At 66.8% G+C, this 15,888-nt stretch carries 13 protein-coding genes and 1 riboswitch; of the genes, 8 read left to right on the top strand and 5 right to left on the bottom strand.

Annotated elements, in window-relative coordinates; translation table 11 throughout:
* Positions 1-69 precede the first annotated feature (69 nt).
* The 4 genes from metK to ABD024_RS03380 all read left to right on the top strand — a co-directional run bounded on the left by metK (position 70) and on the right by ABD024_RS03380 (position 4,234).
* Positions 70-1,269: a methionine adenosyltransferase gene (metK, locus tag ABD024_RS03395; RefSeq protein ID WP_343849695.1), complete on the top strand. Its 1,200-nt coding sequence runs from the start codon at positions 70-72 to the stop codon at positions 1,267-1,269.
* A 121-nt stretch (positions 1,270-1,390) separates the two neighbouring features.
* The gene (locus ABD024_RS03390) at positions 1,391-3,253 is read left to right on the top strand and encodes an ATP-binding cassette domain-containing protein (protein WP_343849693.1); all 1,863 of its coding nucleotides are present in this window, start codon (positions 1,391-1,393) and stop codon (positions 3,251-3,253) included.
* A gap of 74 nt (positions 3,254-3,327) precedes the next feature.
* Positions 3,328-3,957: a glutathione S-transferase family protein gene (locus ABD024_RS03385; protein WP_425543119.1), complete on the top strand. Its 630-nt coding sequence runs from the start codon at positions 3,328-3,330 to the stop codon at positions 3,955-3,957.
* Positions 3,958-3,961: 4 nt separating this feature from the next.
* Entirely contained in the window at positions 3,962-4,234 is a 273-nt protein-coding gene (locus ABD024_RS03380; protein WP_343849689.1) for a GIY-YIG nuclease family protein, read from the top strand.
* Between the two features lie 78 nt (positions 4,235-4,312).
* Here ABD024_RS03380 and ppc read toward each other — a convergent pair whose 3' ends face one another.
* Positions 4,313-7,018, bottom strand: coding sequence for a phosphoenolpyruvate carboxylase (gene ppc, locus ABD024_RS03375; RefSeq protein ID WP_343849687.1), 2,706 nt, complete (start codon positions 7,016-7,018; stop codon positions 4,313-4,315).
* Positions 7,019-7,115: 97 nt separating this feature from the next.
* Positions 7,116-7,249: riboswitch (S-adenosyl-L-homocysteine riboswitch) on the top strand.
* Between the two features lie 80 nt (positions 7,250-7,329).
* Between ppc and ahcY the strand changes: the two genes are divergently transcribed.
* The 4 genes from ahcY (at position 7,330) to ABD024_RS03355 (ending at position 11,394) form a co-directional block, all read left to right on the top strand.
* A complete protein-coding gene (gene ahcY, locus ABD024_RS03370) occupies positions 7,330-8,769 on the top strand; it encodes an adenosylhomocysteinase (RefSeq protein WP_343849685.1) in 1,440 nt (479 codons plus the stop codon).
* A 225-nt stretch (positions 8,770-8,994) separates the two neighbouring features.
* Complete coding sequence (metF, locus tag ABD024_RS03365; protein WP_343849683.1) at positions 8,995-9,819, top strand: methylenetetrahydrofolate reductase [NAD(P)H]; 825 nt, start codon at positions 8,995-8,997, stop codon at positions 9,817-9,819.
* A 25-nt stretch (positions 9,820-9,844) separates the two neighbouring features.
* A complete protein-coding gene (locus tag ABD024_RS03360; protein ID WP_343849681.1) occupies positions 9,845-10,423 on the top strand; it encodes a DUF4124 domain-containing protein in 579 nt (192 codons plus the stop codon).
* A 53-nt stretch (positions 10,424-10,476) separates the two neighbouring features.
* Positions 10,477-11,394, top strand: coding sequence for a branched-chain amino acid transaminase (locus tag ABD024_RS03355; RefSeq protein WP_343849678.1), 918 nt, complete (start codon positions 10,477-10,479; stop codon positions 11,392-11,394).
* Between the two features lie 418 nt (positions 11,395-11,812).
* Here ABD024_RS03355 and ABD024_RS03350 read toward each other — a convergent pair whose 3' ends face one another.
* The 4 genes from ABD024_RS03350 to rimK all read right to left on the bottom strand — a co-directional run bounded on the left by ABD024_RS03350 (position 11,813) and on the right by rimK (position 15,886).
* Positions 11,813-13,096 (bottom strand): sensor histidine kinase, encoded by a 1,284-nt coding sequence (locus ABD024_RS03350; protein ID WP_343849675.1) that lies wholly within the window; start codon positions 13,094-13,096, stop codon positions 11,813-11,815.
* Positions 13,080-13,766, bottom strand: coding sequence for a response regulator transcription factor (locus ABD024_RS03345; protein ID WP_007509416.1), 687 nt, complete (start codon positions 13,764-13,766; stop codon positions 13,080-13,082). The genes ABD024_RS03350 and ABD024_RS03345 overlap by 17 nt, the downstream gene beginning before the upstream one ends.
* A 579-nt stretch (positions 13,767-14,345) precedes the next feature.
* Positions 14,346-14,867, bottom strand: a complete 522-nt coding sequence (locus ABD024_RS03340; protein ID WP_343849670.1) for a hypothetical protein — start codon at positions 14,865-14,867, stop codon at positions 14,346-14,348.
* A gap of 134 nt (positions 14,868-15,001) precedes the next feature.
* The gene (gene rimK / locus ABD024_RS03335; RefSeq protein ID WP_343849667.1) at positions 15,002-15,886 is read right to left on the bottom strand and encodes a 30S ribosomal protein S6--L-glutamate ligase; all 885 of its coding nucleotides are present in this window, start codon (positions 15,884-15,886) and stop codon (positions 15,002-15,004) included.
* Between the last annotated feature and the right edge of the window lie 2 nt (positions 15,887-15,888).

The raw sequence follows: 15,888 nt of genomic DNA, 5'->3' as shown, positions 1-15,888 counted from the left end.
CCGGGGGCGGCGATGTATCATGCCCGACCTCTTTTATCTTTCTATCCGCACGAAGGGATATATACCGCGATGTCCAACTACCTGTTCACCTCCGAATCGGTCTCCGAAGGCCATCCGGACAAAGTCGCCGACCAGATCTCCGACGCCGTGCTCGACGCGATCATCGCGCAGGATCCGCGCGCCCGCGTCGCCTGCGAAACCATGGTCAAGACCGGCGTGGCGATCGTCGCCGGCGAAATCACCACCAATGCGTGGATCGACCTGGAAGCGCTGACCCGCAAGGTCATCGTGGACATCGGTTACGACTCCAGCGACGTCGGCTTCGACGGCGCCACCTGCGGCGTGATCAACCTGATCGGCAAGCAGTCGCCGGACATCAACCAGGGCGTGGACCGCAAGAAGCCGGAAGAACAGGGCGCGGGCGACCAAGGCCTGATGTTCGGCTACGCCACCAACGAGACGAAGGACTTCATGCCGGCGGCGATCTACTACTCGCACCGCCTGGTCGAGCAGCAGGCGAAAGTCCGCAAGCGGAAGAACTCGCCGCTGCCGTGGCTGCGCCCGGACGCCAAGAGCCAGGTCACCCTGCGCTACGAGCACGGCGTGGCAACGGCGATCGACGCCGTGGTGCTGTCGACCCAGCACGATCCGGACGTGAAGCAGAAAGACCTGATCGAGGCCGTGCGCGAGACCATCCTCAAGCCGGTGCTGCCGGCCAAGCTGCTGCACAAGGGCACCAAGTTCCACATCAACCCGACCGGCAAGTTCGTCATCGGCGGCCCGGTGGGCGACTGCGGCCTGACCGGCCGCAAGATCATCGTGGACACCTACGGCGGCTGGGCCCGTCACGGTGGCGGCGCGTTCTCCGGCAAGGACCCGTCCAAGGTCGACCGCTCGGCCGCCTACGCCGCGCGCTACGTGGCCAAGAACATCGTCGCCGCCGGCATCGCCGACCGCTGCGAAGTGCAGGTGAGCTATGCGATCGGCGTGGCACATCCCACCTCGATCTCGGTCACCACCTTCGGCACCGGCAAGATCAGCGACGAGAAGATCGAGAAGCTGATCCGCAAGCACTTCGACCTGCGCCCGTACGGCATCCTGCAGATGCTCGACCTGATCCACCCGATGTACCAGCAGACCGCCAGCTACGGCCACTTTGGCCGCACCCCGCACCAGATGAAGGGTCCGGACGGCAAGGCCTTCACCGCGTTCTCGTGGGAAAAGACCGACCGCGCCGAGGCGCTGCGCAAGGACGCGAAGCTGAAGTAAGCCGGCGTCGCAACCCTGCAAGCGAAACGGGCCGCCTTGTGCGGCCCGTTTTGTTTTTCAGCCGCCTTGCGAAGCGGACTCCAGACGCAGCGATACCTGCCGCACCAGCTACAATGGGCGGATGTCTCTTATCCAATTGCAACGCGTCGACTTCAGCATCGGCGGCCCACTCCTGCTCGAACATGTCGATCTGTCGATCGAGGCGAACGAGCGTGTCTGCATCGTCGGCCGCAACGGCGAAGGCAAGTCCACCCTGATGAAGCTGATCGCCGGCGAGCTGCACGCCGACGATGGCGAGGTGCGCATCCAGAACGGCGTCGTGGTGGCGCGGATGGCGCAGGAAGTGCCGCAAAGCACCGCCGGCAGCGTGTTCGACGTGGTCGCCGAAGGGCTGGGCGATCTCGGCCGGCTGCTGGCGCGTTATCACCATCTGCTGGCCGAGGGCGACTTCGATGCGCTCGGCGACGTGCAGCACCAGATCGAGGCGCAGCACGGCTGGGATCTGGACCGCCGCGTCAGCGACGTGCTGACCCAGTTGGAGCTACCCGGCGAGACCGACTTCGCCGCGCTGTCCGGCGGCATGAAGCGCCGCGTGCTGCTGGCCCAGGCGCTGGTGCGCAAGCCCGACGTGCTGCTGCTGGACGAGCCGACCAACCATCTCGACATCGAGGCGATCGGCTGGCTGGAAACCTTCCTCAAGCAGTTCGCCGGCAGCATCCTGTTCGTCACCCATGACCGCAGCTTCCTGCGCGCACTGGCCACGCGCATCGTCGAGATCGACCGCGGCGCACTCACCGACTGGCCCGGCGACTACGACAACTACCTGCGCCGCCGCGAGGAACGCCTGCACGCCGAGGCGCAGGCGAACGCGCTGTTCGACAAGAAGCTGGCGCAGGAGGAAGTGTGGATCCGCCAGGGCATCAAGGCCCGGCGCACCCGCAACGAAGGCCGCGTACGCGCGCTGAAGGCGCTGCGCAACGAGCGCGCCGAGCGGCGCAACCTGAGCGGCAACGTCAAGATGAATGCGGCGAACGCGCAGGCCTCGGGCAAGAAGGTGATCGACCTGCAGCACGTGCACCAGGCCTATGACGGCCGCGTGCTGATCGAGGATCTCTCCACCACGATCATGCGCGGCGACCGTATCGGCATCATCGGCCCCAACGGCGCCGGCAAGAGCACCCTGCTGAAGATCATGCTGGGCGAACTGACCCCGCTGCATGGCACGGCCGAGCTGGGCACCGGCACCCAGATCGCCTACTTCGACCAGCACCGCCTGCAGCTCAACGACCAGCTCAACGCGCTGGACAACGTGGCCGAGGGCCGCGAGTTCATCGAACTCAACGGCCAGCGCAAGCACATCATCGGCTACCTGCAGGACTTCCTGTTCTCGCCCGACCGCGCGCGCGCGCCAATCACCCGCCTGTCCGGCGGCGAGCGCAACCGCCTGCTGCTGGCCAAGCTGTTCGCGCAACCGTCGAACCTGCTGGTGATGGACGAACCGACCAACGATCTGGATGTCGAGACCCTCGAACTGCTGGAAGAATTGCTGACCGACTACCAGGGCACCCTGCTGCTGGTCTCGCACGATCGCGCCTTCCTCGACAACGTGGTGTCCAGCACACTGGTGCTGGAAGGCGAAGGCCAGATCGGCGAGTACGTGGGTGGCTATACCGACTGGCTGCGCCAACGGCCCACCGCGCGCAGCACCCCGACCACCGGCAAATCCGCCACGCCGGCTCCGGCACCTGCGGCGCCCGTTGCGGCAAAGCGCAAGCGCAGTTTCAAGGAACAACATGAGCTGGAACAGTTGCCCAAACGCATCGAGCAACTGGAAGGCGACATCGCCACGCGCACGGCGGCGATGAACGAGCCGGCCTTCTTCCAGCAGGACAGCGCCGCCATCGTCAAGGCGAACGAGGCACTGGTGGCACTGCAGGCCGAACTGGACGCGGCCTACGCGCGCTGGACCGAACTGGACGCCTGACCTTCGACCGCTGCGGCGCAGGCACGGCGACACAGCGGCGTATCATTCGCGGATTGCCCCTGCGGATGATCGCCATGTACACGCTCTACTACGCCCCCGGTTCCGCCAACCTGCTGGTACATCTGACCCTGCTCGAGATCGGTGCGCCGCACACGCTGGAGCGGGTCGATCTGGACGCCGGCCAGCAACGCAGCGCGGCCTACCTGGCGCTGAATCCGAACGGCGTGGTGCCGACCCTGGTGATCGACGGCGTACCCCACGGCGAGGCGGCGGCGCTGGCGATGCTGCTGGCCGAGCGGCATCCCGAAGCCGCGCTGGCACCCGCCATCGGCAGCGCTCAGCGCGCCGATCACCTGCAATGGATGCTGTACCTGGCCAACTCGCTGCAGCCGCTGTTCCGCCAGTGGTTCTATCCCGGCGACCATCTGCCCGACGCCGGCGACAGCATCAAGGAAGCGGCGCGTATCGGCATCGAAAAGTGCTGGTCGTACATCGATGCGCAGCTGGCCGCGCACGGCCCGTACATGCTGGGCGACACGTTCGGGGTGGTGGATCTGTACACGCTGATGCTGATGCGCTGGTCGCGCAACATGCCGCGCCCGGCGACGGCATGGCCGCAGCTGGCCGCGCTGACGGCACGACTCAAGGCGCGCCCGTCGTGGAAGCGAGTGTGCGAGGCCGAAGGTCTGGTCGAGTGGGCCTGAGCCCATGAGCGACGTCGGCGCCGACGCTTGGGCCGTATACCTGCTGGAATGCGCCGACGGCCGCGTCTACACCGGCATCGCACGCGACCCCGAACAGCGCTACGCGAAACACCTGGCCGGCAAGGGCGCCCGCTTCACCCGCTCCAACCCGCCGCGGCAGTTGCTGGGCTGGGTCTGGGTCGCCGACCGTAGCGAGGCGCTCAAGCTGGAGATGGCGTGGAAGCGACTGCCACGCGAGCAGCGCATCGCCGCGCTGCAGGCGAGCCTCAAATCGTAGGGCGGGCACGGCCCGCCGCTTCTGGCTGTGACTCATCGTGGAGCCGGCGGGCCGTGCCCGCCCTATGAAGCGCCGCGATTAACCGGTGTTTTGCAAACCTTGCGAAACGCCATTGACGCAGGCAACCAGCGCCTGCAACACGGCGTCATCCTTGCGGTCGCCTTCGCGCCAGCGTTGCAGCAGGTCGACCTGCAGCAGGCTCATCGGGTCGACGTAAGGGTTGCGCAAGCGGATCGAGGCGGCAAGGCGCGGCTCGCCGCGCAGCAGGACGTCGCTGCCCTTCAGCTGCAGCAACCAGCGGCGGGTGCGCGCGAACTCGGCGTGGATCAGGCCGAAGAATTCGTCGTGCAGCGGGCCGGACAGTTTCGAGAACGCCTCGGCGATGTCCAGGTCGCACTTGGCCAGCACCATCTCGACGTCGTCCAGCAGGTTGCAGAAGAACGGCCAGTCGCGCGCCATCTCCGCCAGCGCCTGTTCGCCGAACTGCTGCACCCCCTGCTCCAGCGCGCTGCCGAGGCCGTACCAGCCGGGCAGGATCGAGCGGCACTGGGTCCAGGCGAACACCCACGGGATCGCGCGCAGATCCTGCACGCCGCGCATGCTGCGGCGGCTGGCCGGACGCGAGCCCAGGGTCATCTGCTCGATCACGTCGACCGGGGTGGCGCTGCGGAAGTAGTCGACGAAGCCGTCGCGCTCGACGAAGTCGCGATAACTGCGCCGGCTGGTCGCCGACAAGGTCTCCATCAGTTCGCGCCAGCGCGCTTCGCATGGTTCGTCTTCGCGCGGACGCAGCGACGCACGCAGCACCGCGCCGACGGTCTGTTCCAGGTTGCGCAGCGCCAGCGCGCGGATGCCGTATTTGCGGTGGATCACCTCGCCCTGCTCGGTCACCCGCAGCACGCCGGCCACCGCACCGCGCGGCGAAGACATCAGCGCCGGCGTGATGCGCGCGCCGCCGCGGCTGGCCGAGCCGCCGCGGCCGTGGAAGAACGCGAGGTGGATACCGGCGGCATGCGCCACTTCCAGCAACTCCCCCTGGGCGCGCTGCAGGCCCCAGCGCGAGGCCAGCGTGCCGCCGTCCTTGCCGCTGTCGGAGTAGCCCAGCATCACCCATTGCTGGTCGTCGCGTGCAGCCAAATGGCGGCGATAGACCGGGTCGTCGAGCAGCGCGCGCAACGTGGCCGGCGCGTTCTTCAGGTCGTCGACGGTCTCGAACAGCGGAGCAATATTGAGCGGCACATGCTGCGCTTCGTCGACCAGCCCGCCACGCCGCGCCAGCGCCAGCACTGCCAGCACGTCGGCGGCCGAACGCGCCATGCTGATGATGTACAGACCGATGGCGTCGTGGCCGTGGCTGCGGCGGCTGTCGCGCAGGGTGGCGAACACCGCCTGCAGGGACTCGGCGTTCGCATCGGCGCTGTGCGCAAACACGGCTTCGCCGCTGGCGTAGGGACGCAGCCGGTCGGCGCGTGCGGTGCTGTCGCGGGAAGCCCAGTCCGGATCGGCCAGCAGGGCCGCCAGCGCGTCGTCGTGCACGCGCGAATCCTGCCGCACGTCCAGCCGCGCCAGGTGGAAACCGAAGCTGCGCACGCGGCACACCAGGCGTTCCACCGCATAGGCGCCGGCGTGCACGCCGCGGTGCTGGAACAGGCTGTCGGCGATCAGCTGCAGGTCGTCCAGCAATTCGTCACTGGACGTATAGCCGTCCATAGCTTGGTCGCCGGTAAGCGCCAGCCGCGCGCTGACCAGCTGCAGCAGGCAGCGGTAAGGCATGTCGGCGTGGCGTGGCCGGATCTGCGCCGCGGCCACGGGAAAGCGTGCGCGGTAATCCGCCAGCCGTGCGCGCAGCGCCGCCGACGTGGCGACCCGACTCTCGGTCTGGCTGAGCTGACGCGTCAGCCTGGCCACGTCCTCCCGGTAACGCTCCAGCACCAGCGCGCGCTGCGAGTCGAGGCAGTCGGCGATGGTGTCGGCGCCCACGTTCGGGTTGCCGTCCATGTCGCCGCCAACCCAGCTGGCGAAGCGCAGCAGTCGCGGCAACTTGATCGCCATGCCGTAGGTTTCCTGCAGCGCCTGCGACAGCGATTCGTACAGCGCCGGCACGATCCGGTACAGCGGGTTGGCCAGGTAGAAATCGACGTGTTCGCGCTCGTCCTGCACGCTGGGCCGCACCGGCGAGGCCTCGGCGGTCTGCCAGCCGGCGGACAGCGCCATGTAGATGCGGTCGTCGTCTTCCTTGCGTTCCTGCGGTGTGCGCTGCGGATCGAAGCCGTCGATCAGCGAGCGCACGATCGCCTGCTCTTTCTCCAGCAGCGAGCGGCGCACCGCTTCGGTCGGATGCGCGGTGAACACCGGCTCGATCCACAGCCGGTCGAGCCAGCCGACCAGTTCATCGGCGCCCACGCCCTCGGCCTTCAGCCGACCCAGCACGTCGAGCAGCGACTCGGGCTGCGGCGCGCTGCCCTCGCGCTGGTAGTCGCGGCGCCGGCGGATGCGGTGCACCCGCTCGGCCGTGTTCACCGCCTGGAAATAGGTGGCGAACGCGCGCGCCAGCGCTTCGGCGTCGTGGGCATCGAGACCGGCCAGCGAGGCGGCCAGTTCCTCCACCGTGGCGCCTTCGCGGCGTCGGCGGATCGCCGCGGTGCGCACCTGCTCGACCCGCTCGAAGAACGCCGTGCCGCCCTGCTCGGCCAGCATCCGCCCGACCATCGCGCCGAGCCGGCTGACGTCCTCGCGCAGCGGGCCGTCGGGCGGCAGGAACTCGGGTTCGCGGCTTGATTCCATGCAGGGCTCCGGGGACGGGATGGAGGGCAAGCCTAAACGAATTGCGACGCCGACGGCATCCGCCGGCTTCTGCCGCTACAATATCTGGCTTGTACTGCCCGCCGAGGGGCGCTGCGACCGTTCATTCGTGAATGCGGATCCATCCGCAACAGCCTGCACATCCCTGTGCAGACTCTTCACAAAAAATGGCCAGGCTCGGCGCGGCACGTTCCACAACGGCGCCCGGTTGTTTGTACGCGAGTCCCTTCGCAGCAAACCGGCCATCCATGGCCGGTCCACTCGAAAGAACCTCGCACTAACCGGAGACATGCATGAACGCCGCACTCAAAGAAAACCACCACGACTACAAGATCCGTGACCTGTCGCTCGCCGACTGGGGCCGCAAGGAGCTGGACATCGCCGAGCACGAGATGCCGGGCCTGATGTCGATCCGCAAGAAGCACGCCGCCACGTTGCCGCTGAAGGGCGTGCGCGTGACCGGCTCGCTGCACATGACGATCCAGACCGCGGTGCTGATCGAGACCTTGAAGGACATCGGCGCCGACGTGCGCTGGGCCTCGTGCAACATCTTCTCGACCCAGGACCATGCCGCCGCCGCGATCGCCGCGACCGGCACGCCGGTGTTCGCCTGGAAGGGCGAGACGCTGGAAGAGTATTGGGACTGCACGCTGGACGCGCTGTCCTTCCCCGACGGCAAGGGCGGTTTCCTTGGGCCCCAGCTGGTGGTCGACGACGGCGGCGACGTGACGCTGCTGATCCACAAGGGCTACGAGCTGGAGAACGGCAGCAAGTGGGTCGACGAGAAGGCCTCCTCGCACGAGGAACAGGTGATCAAGAACCTGCTCAAGCGGGTGCATGCCGAGCGTCCGGGCTACTGGCACACCGTGGTGAAGGACTGGAAGGGCGTCTCCGAGGAGACCACCACCGGCGTGCATCGCCTGTACCAGCTGGCCGAGGCGAAGTCGCTGCTGATCCCCGCGATCAACGTCAACGATTCGGTCACCAAGAGCAAGTTCGACAACCTGTACGGCTGCCGCGAGTCGCTGGCGGACGGCCTGAAGCGCGCGATGGACGTGATGCTGGCCGGCAAGGTCGCCGTGGTCTGCGGCTACGGCGACGTCGGCAAGGGCTGCGCCCATTCGCTGCGTGCCTACGGCTCGCGCGTGGTCGTGACCGAGATCGATCCGATCAACGCGCTGCAGGCGGCGATGGAAGGCTTCGAGGTCAACACGGTCGAGAGCACGCTGGGACGCGGTGACATCTACGTCACCACCACCGGCAACAAGGACGTGCTGACGCTGGAGCACCTGAAGTCGATGAAGGATCAGGCGATCGTCTGCAACATCGGCCACTTCGACAACGAGATCCAGGTCGATGCGCTGAACACGATGGCCGGCGTCACCAAGCTCAACATCAAACCGCAGGTGGACAAGTACACCTTCGCCGACGGTCGTGCGATCTTCCTGCTCGCCGAAGGCCGCCTGGTGAATCTCGGCTGCGCCACCGGCCACCCGAGCTTCGTGATGTCCAACTCGTTCTCCAACCAGACCCTGGCGCAGATCGACCTGTGGGCGAACAAGGACAAGTACGAGGCCAAGGTCTATATCCTGCCGAAGAAGCTCGACGAGGAAGTCGCGCGCCTGCATCTGGAGAAGATCGGCGTGAAGCTGACCACGCTCAGCGCCACCCAGGCCGCATACCTCGGTGTGCCGGTGGAAGGTCCGTACAAGCCGGATCACTACCGCTACTGATTTGAGCCGGGAATAGGCAATGGGGAGAAGGGAATAAGAGCCTTCTAGCCTCACCTGACGGGACGCAGCCATGCGTCCCGTTTTTTTTTACGGTGAAGCGCACGGACGCTCCCGCTTTTTCAACTATTCCCCCATTCCCTGCTCCCATTTCCCGCTTCACCATCTATCGCTTCATCGCGACACAAAGATATATACTCGCCGCCACCGCGACCAGGAACCCAGGCGATGCCGGCGATCAGCTTTGAATTCTTCCCGCCCAAGACCGACGAGCAGCGCGCGCAGCTGGATCGCAGCGTGCAGGTGCTGAAGGTGCACCAGCCGGAGTACGCCTCGGTCACGTTCGGTGCGGGTGGTTCCACGCTGAGCTATACCAGCGACACGGTGGCGCGACTGCACGCGCAGCATGGGCTCAGGGTGGCGCCGCACCTGTCGTGCATGGGCGGCACCCGGACGGAGATCGCCGCGTTGCTGGACGGCTACCGCGCAGCCGGCTATCGGCGCATCGTGGCGCTGCGCGGTGACATGCCTTCGGGCATGGCCACCGCGGGCGATTTTCGCTACGCCGCCGAACTGGTGAGTTTCATCCGCCAGCATTGCGGCGACCACTTCCACATCGAGGTGGCGGCGTATCCGGAAACCCACCCGCAAGCCGACGACGCGCTGTGCGACCTGCAGCATTTCAAGGCGAAGGTCGACGCCGGTGCGGACGGCGCGATCACCCAGTACTTCTTCAACCCCGATGCGTATTTCCGCTTCGTCGACGACGTGCGCAAGCTCGGCGTGAGCGTGCCGATCGTGCCGGGGATCATGCCGATCTCGAACTACAGCCAGCTGAAACGCTTCTCCGACATGTGCGGCGCGGAGATTCCGCGCTGGATCGCCAAGCGCATGCAGGCGCACGGCGACGACGCCGACTCGGTGCGCGCGCTCGGCGCCGAGGTGGTGGCGCAACTGTGCCGGCGCCTGCTCGACGGCGGCGCGCCCGGGCTGCACTTCTACACGCTGAACCGGGCTCGTGCCACGCAGGCGGTGCTGCAGCAGCTTTCCTGATCTGCACGACAGGTATGCTGGTGTGATGTACCGGTTGGCCGCCCTGCTCTGCCTGATCCTGCTCACCTGTGCCGCACCCGCCGCGGCGCAGACGGAGATCCATCGCTGCATCGGCGCGAACGGCGGCGCGGTGTTCACCGACCAGCCCTGCGCCGCGCTGCAGGCCACCCCGGTCAGTCCCGGCGCCCAGCCCGGCAATGCCACTGCCCCGCTGGCCGCACCGCCGCCGATCCTGTGCGCGGCCAGCCCGGGCGAATTGCGCCAGAGTGTGATCGACGCCTTTGCCAGTCGCGACGCCAACCGCCTGGCCGGCCTGATGTTGTGGAACGGCTACGGCCGCGGCGCGGCGATCGCGGACATCCGTGCGCTGGCCGAGCTGATGAAGCAGCCGCTGCTGGACGCGGATATCCCGGACGGCAGCGCGCCGGCGCAAGCAGCCAGCAGCGACGCTCCGTTCGCCAGCGACACCCCACCCGCTTTGCCATCGACCGGCAGCCAGCTGGTACTGCACACCGTCGGCAATGACGGCAGCGGCGGCCCGCGGGAACTGCGTTTCGACATCGTGCGCCAGGCCGGCTGCCTGTGGTTGCGCAACGCGAATTGACGCCAGCCCGGCAACCAACAGTTATCATGGGCGGTCCCCATTGGAGAATCGACATGGCGCAGCAGTACCCCGAGTGGATCTGGCAGAACGGCAGCATCAAGCCCTGGGCCGAGGCGACCACCCACGTGATGTCGCACGCACTGCACTACGGCTCATCGGTGTTCGAGGGTATCCGCAGCTACGCCACGCCGGATGGCGCCGCGATCTTCCGCCTCACCGACCACCTGAACCGGCTGTACCAGTCGGCCAAGATCTACGACATGGTGCTGCCGTACTCGGCCGACGACCTGGCGGTGGCCTGCCGTGAAGTGATCCGCAAGAACGGCCTGGGCGCCGCCTACCTGCGTCCGGTCGCCTACCGTGGCCTGGGCGGTTTCGGCCTGTCCGCCGAAACCCCGATCGACGTCGCCGTGGCCGCCTGGCCGATGGGTCCCTACCTCGGGCCGGAAGCGCTGCAGAACGGCATCGACGCCTGCGTGTCGAGCTGGCAGCGTTTCGCGCCGAACACCATCCCGGCCGGCGCCAAGGCCGGCGGCAATTATCTTTCCGGCCAGCTGATCGCGCGTGAAGCGCGCCGCCTGGGCTTCGGCGAAGGCATCGCGCTGGCCTCCACCGGCCTGCTCAGCGAAGGCGCCGGCGAGAACCTGTTCCTCGTCTTCGACGGCGTGCTGCACACCACGCCGGCCAGTGCGTCGATCCTCGCCGGGATCACCCGCGACACGCTGAAGACGCTGGCCCGCGAGGACGGCATCGAGGTGGTCGAGCGCGACATCCCGCGCGAATACCTGTACCTCGCCGAGGAAGTGCTGATGTGCGGCACCGCCGCCGAAATCACCCCGATCCGCTCGGTCGACGGCAAGCAGGTCGGCACCGGCAAGGCCGGCCGCGTGACCCTGCGCCTGCAGGAACTGTTCTTCGGCCTGTTCGACGGCCGCACCCACGACAAGTGGGGTTGGCTGGAGCAGGTGTGAGGTTCTGAGACGCAAGCAGGTGCGAGCGGGACGGCGAGAAACGAGAGAGCGCTGACCTGATCGCTCGAGAAAGCGCCCCGCGATGCGGGGCGTTTTCGTTTGCGCCTCGCTCTGATTCACTCCCTCCCCCGCGCAGCAGGGAAGGGAGTCCTTCGGGTGCGGAGTGCTCTTGCAGAGCCTACGCCGCTCCAGAACCCACAACCCCCGTTCGCCCTGAGCCCCACAATCACGTTCGCTCCGAGCCTCACAATCCCGTTCGCCCTGAGCCTGTCGAAGGGCGTTCGCCGGAGTGCCGGCCCACCGTGCTTTCCGTCCATCCTTCGACAGGCTCAGGACGAACGGAAGAGGTGGCAGGCTCAGAGCCTGCCCCGGACTTGACCCGGGGACGAACGGAAGGTCGAGTAAGAAGCCAAAGGCGTCAGCTGAACTTGATGCTGGCGATCGCGCCGTTGGCGTCAGCGCGCGGGCGCATCGAGACATTCCAGCCGTAGAGTTCGCACAGGCGGCGCACGATCGCTAAGCCGAGGCCGGCGCCACTGCCGCCGGCGCCTTCGCCGCGCACGCCGCGCTGGAACAGGCGCTCTGCGTCTTCCGGCTTGATCCCGGGGCCGGTGTCGATCACCTCGATGCGGCCATCGCCCACCTCGACGCGCACGCTGCCCTCCAGCGTGTACTTGATCGCATTGCCGACCAGGTTGGTCAGCGCCACCGACAGCACCGAGGCCGGCGCGTTGACGTTGACCGGTTCGTTGACAGCGAGCTCGATGCTCAGCGGCTTGCCGCGCATCTGCGGGCGTTGGCTCTCGATCACGTCGGCGGCGACCTTGCCCACCTCGGTAGTCTCGCCGCGGGTGGGACCGCGCCGCTCGGCGCGCGACAGCAGCAGCAACGCCTCGATCAGCTCGGTGGCCTGGCGCGAGGCGCGCTCGATCCGCTTCAGCCGCTCGCTCAGCTTCTCGGTGAGATCGGGCGAACCCTGCAGCAGTTCGGTGGTGCTGGCGATCACCGCCAGCGGCGTGCGCAACTCGTGGCTGACGTCGGAGTTGAACTCGCGGTCGCGCTCGACCATCGCGGTGAGCCGCGCGGAATATTCGTCCAAGGCATGCGCCAGTTCACCCACTTCGTCGTCGGCGAAATGCGGCGCCAGCGGCTCGGCCTTGCCGGCCTTGCGAAACTCGCGCAGACGATTGGCCAGCTCGCTGACCGGCTTCAACACCTTGCGCGACAGCCATAACCCGATCGCCAGCGACAGCAGGCTGAACAACAACACGGCGCCGACCAGCGACAGGATCAGCTGCTGCTTGCCCAGGTCTTCGCGGCTGATGTCGTAGATGACGAACGCGATCAGGCCGTATTTGCGGCTGACCGCCAGCTTGTAATGGCGCGGACGGCCCGATTCGTCCACGTCCTTCATGTCGTAGACGCCGGTCGCCAGGTTCTGCCAGGCCAGCGGCGCCTTGTAGATCGTGCGGTCGCTCCACAGCCACGCATCGATCAGGTCGGATTTCAGCGGCAGGTCGGGGTGCAGGTGCTTGTTCTCGACCGCCTGGTCGACGTCGTGCTGCAACGCCGACACCACCAGCTGGTCCTCCACCTTCGCGCGCACGTAAAGCGCGGCCACGGCAAACAGCGCACTGAGGCCGAAGCCGAACAGCGTGAAGGAGACGATCAACCGATAGCGAAGCTTACGCCTGGACTGCATCCGGCTCGACCATCCGATAGCCAATGCCGTGCCGCGTGTGGATCAGCGGCTTGTCGAACGGTTTGTCGATCGCCGCGCGCAGGCCGTGGATGTGCACGCGCAGCGAGTCGCTGTCGGGCAGTTCCTCGCCCCACACGCGCTGTTCCAGATCCTGCCGGGTGACCACCGATGGGCTCGCTTCCATCAACGCCTGCAGCAGCTTCAGGCCAATCGGGTTCAACTGGATCGACTTGCCCTCGCGGTTCACCGTCAGTGTGTCGAGGTTGAAGGTGAGGTCGGCCACTTTCAGTACCCGGCTCTGCGGGCCCTTGCCGCGGCGCGCCAACACTTCCAGTCGCGCGGCCAGTTCCTGCAGCGCGAACGGCTTGGTCATGTAGTCGTCGGCGCCGGATTCGAAACCGGTCAGCTTCTGCTCCAGCGCATCGCGCGCGGTCAGCATCAGGATCGGGGTCTGCTTGTGCGCCTCGTGGCGCAGCTTGCGCGCCACTTCCAGACCGTCCATGCCGGGCAGCGTGAGATCCAGCACGATCACGTCGAAATCGTGCACCACCGCCAGGTGCAGGCCGGTCACGCCGTCGCCCGCGAAATCGACCACGTTGCCGCGGTCTTCCAGATAATCGCCGATGTTGGTCGCGATATCGCTGTTGTCTTCGATAACCAGTACGCGCATGTGTCACTCCTGCGCAGCCGGCGCACGGGCCGGCTGGAGTTGCAAGCTTAACAATCTTGTGTGAAGCCGGCGCGCCGGCTGCACCGTGAAACTGAATGGGGTGCCACACAGGCAAGAAAAAGGCCCAGATGCGCGACTCGTTGTCGCCCACCTGGGCCCAAGCTACTGCCCCGATACCATCACCTGCCGCCCGTCATATCGCGTGTCCGCAACCAGACGACCTGCACCTTATAGCTGCTGGCTGGTTAGGTGACAGTTAACTCCGAGCGTCAAATCCATTCATGATCCCGATGCTGGCGGACGCGCTTTCTGACGCGCCGCGATAACCGGGCAAGGCGCTCGATCCGAGCCGTTCATGGAAGGGTCAATCCCGACAACTTCTGATTCGGTGCTGACCTGCTATCGTGAGGCCGCCGCCCTCGCCGCGGTAGAGCAACTCGTGGACTTCGCGCACGGTGCACGAGCCGCGCGCCCACAACACGCACACGATTTCGAGTTCGGTCCCGGTGGGCTTCTTCGACGGCTCACGGCGGCACTACCGCCATGGCGTTCGCCGCAGCGCGTAACGCTCACGCACGCTCAGTGTCCGAGGGTTCCCGGAACGAGCGCGCTGCCGTTGGGTTGGGCGCGTTGCTGGAACCGCTCCATGTAATTGTGCGAATCGATCTCCGCCCGCTGGATGTCACCATAGGTTCGGCACTTGGTGGTGGGAATGTGCGAGCCGGTGGGCATCTCTGACCGGCAGATCAGACGCTCGGCATCGCGCTGCTTGAGGATGCCGTTGACCACTTCCTGACCGTTGAATAGGGCAATCTTGGTGTCCCGATCCATCTGGGCCACCGTGCCGTACTTGTCGAACAGCGCACCCATGGCATCGAGGTTGGTGTCGAGCTTGGCTTGCTCTTCCTTGGTCACGAACTCGAACCGTCCACCCGGAGCCAATTGAGCCCGCACCTCGGCGGCCACAGCGTCGAACTTGGCCTTGGTGTCGGCCTGCACCTGCATAGGCTTCACCTTGGCTGACCGCGCCAACAGCGGCGAAGCCAGCGCACACAACGCAAGCAAGACCAAGATCAGCGCGACCCGGTTCCTGGTATTCATGGATTCTCCCCCCTGGAATTGTTCGACCCATTGCCCGGCACGGCCGGAGCACGCAGGCTAGATTCCCTGCCGCGCCGCTGTCAACGAATCTGTTCGTACATCTGACTTTGCCGAACCGGAGGGCACCAGTCCGCTCAGGCCTTTTCGGCCATTCGTCGTTCGAGTTGGCCCACGATCGCGCCGGCCACGTCGACGCCGGTGGCGGCCTCGATACCTTCCAGACCGGGCGAGGCGTTCACTTCCAGCAGCAGCGGGCCGCGGTTGGAGCGCAGCAGGTCCACGCCGGCGATGCCCAGCCCGAGCGCGCCGGCCGCGCGAACGGCGATGCGTTTCTCCTCGGCGCTCAGCGTGGCCGCCACCGCGGTGCCGCCGCGGTGCAGGTTCGCGCGGAAATCGCCCGGGGTGGCGTCGCGCTGCATCGCCGCCACCACCTTCTTGCCGACCACGAAGCAGCGCAGGTCACTGCCCTTCGCCTCGGCCACGAACTCCTGCACCAGGAAGTTCGCGTACAGGCCGCGGAACGCCTCGATCACGCTCTGCGACGCGGCGCGCTTCTCCGCCAGCACCACGCCGGTGCCCTGGCTGCCTTCGTTGAGCTTGATCACGTGCGGCGGATCGCCGAGCAGGGCCAGCACGTCGTCGGCGTCGTCCGGGTTGTCGCCGAACACCGTCACCGGCATGTCGATGCCCTGCGCGGCGAGGATCTGCAGGCAGCGCAGCTTGTCGCGCGCGCGCAGCACTGCATCGGACGGGTTCGGCGTGTACACGCCCATCATCTCCAGCTGGCGCAGCACCGCGGTGCCGTAGAACGTACTGGTGGTGCCGATGCGCGGGATCACCGCATCGATGTCGCGCACCTCCTTGCCCTTGTAGCGGATCGACGCTGCCCCCGGCGCGATGCGCACGTAGCAGCGCAGCGGATCGAACACGCGCACCACGTGCCCGCGCACGCGCGCGGCCTCGACCAGGCGCTTGGTCGAATAGAGTCGGGTATTGCGCGACAGGATCGCGATCTTCATGA

The sequence above is a fragment of the Rhodanobacter soli genome, from assembly GCF_039523495.1.
GTDB classification, from domain to species: Bacteria; Pseudomonadota; Gammaproteobacteria; order Xanthomonadales; family Rhodanobacteraceae; genus Rhodanobacter; species Rhodanobacter soli.
Note: the sequence above shows the minus strand (reverse complement) of the source record. Positions and strands in the feature narration are given on the sequence as shown.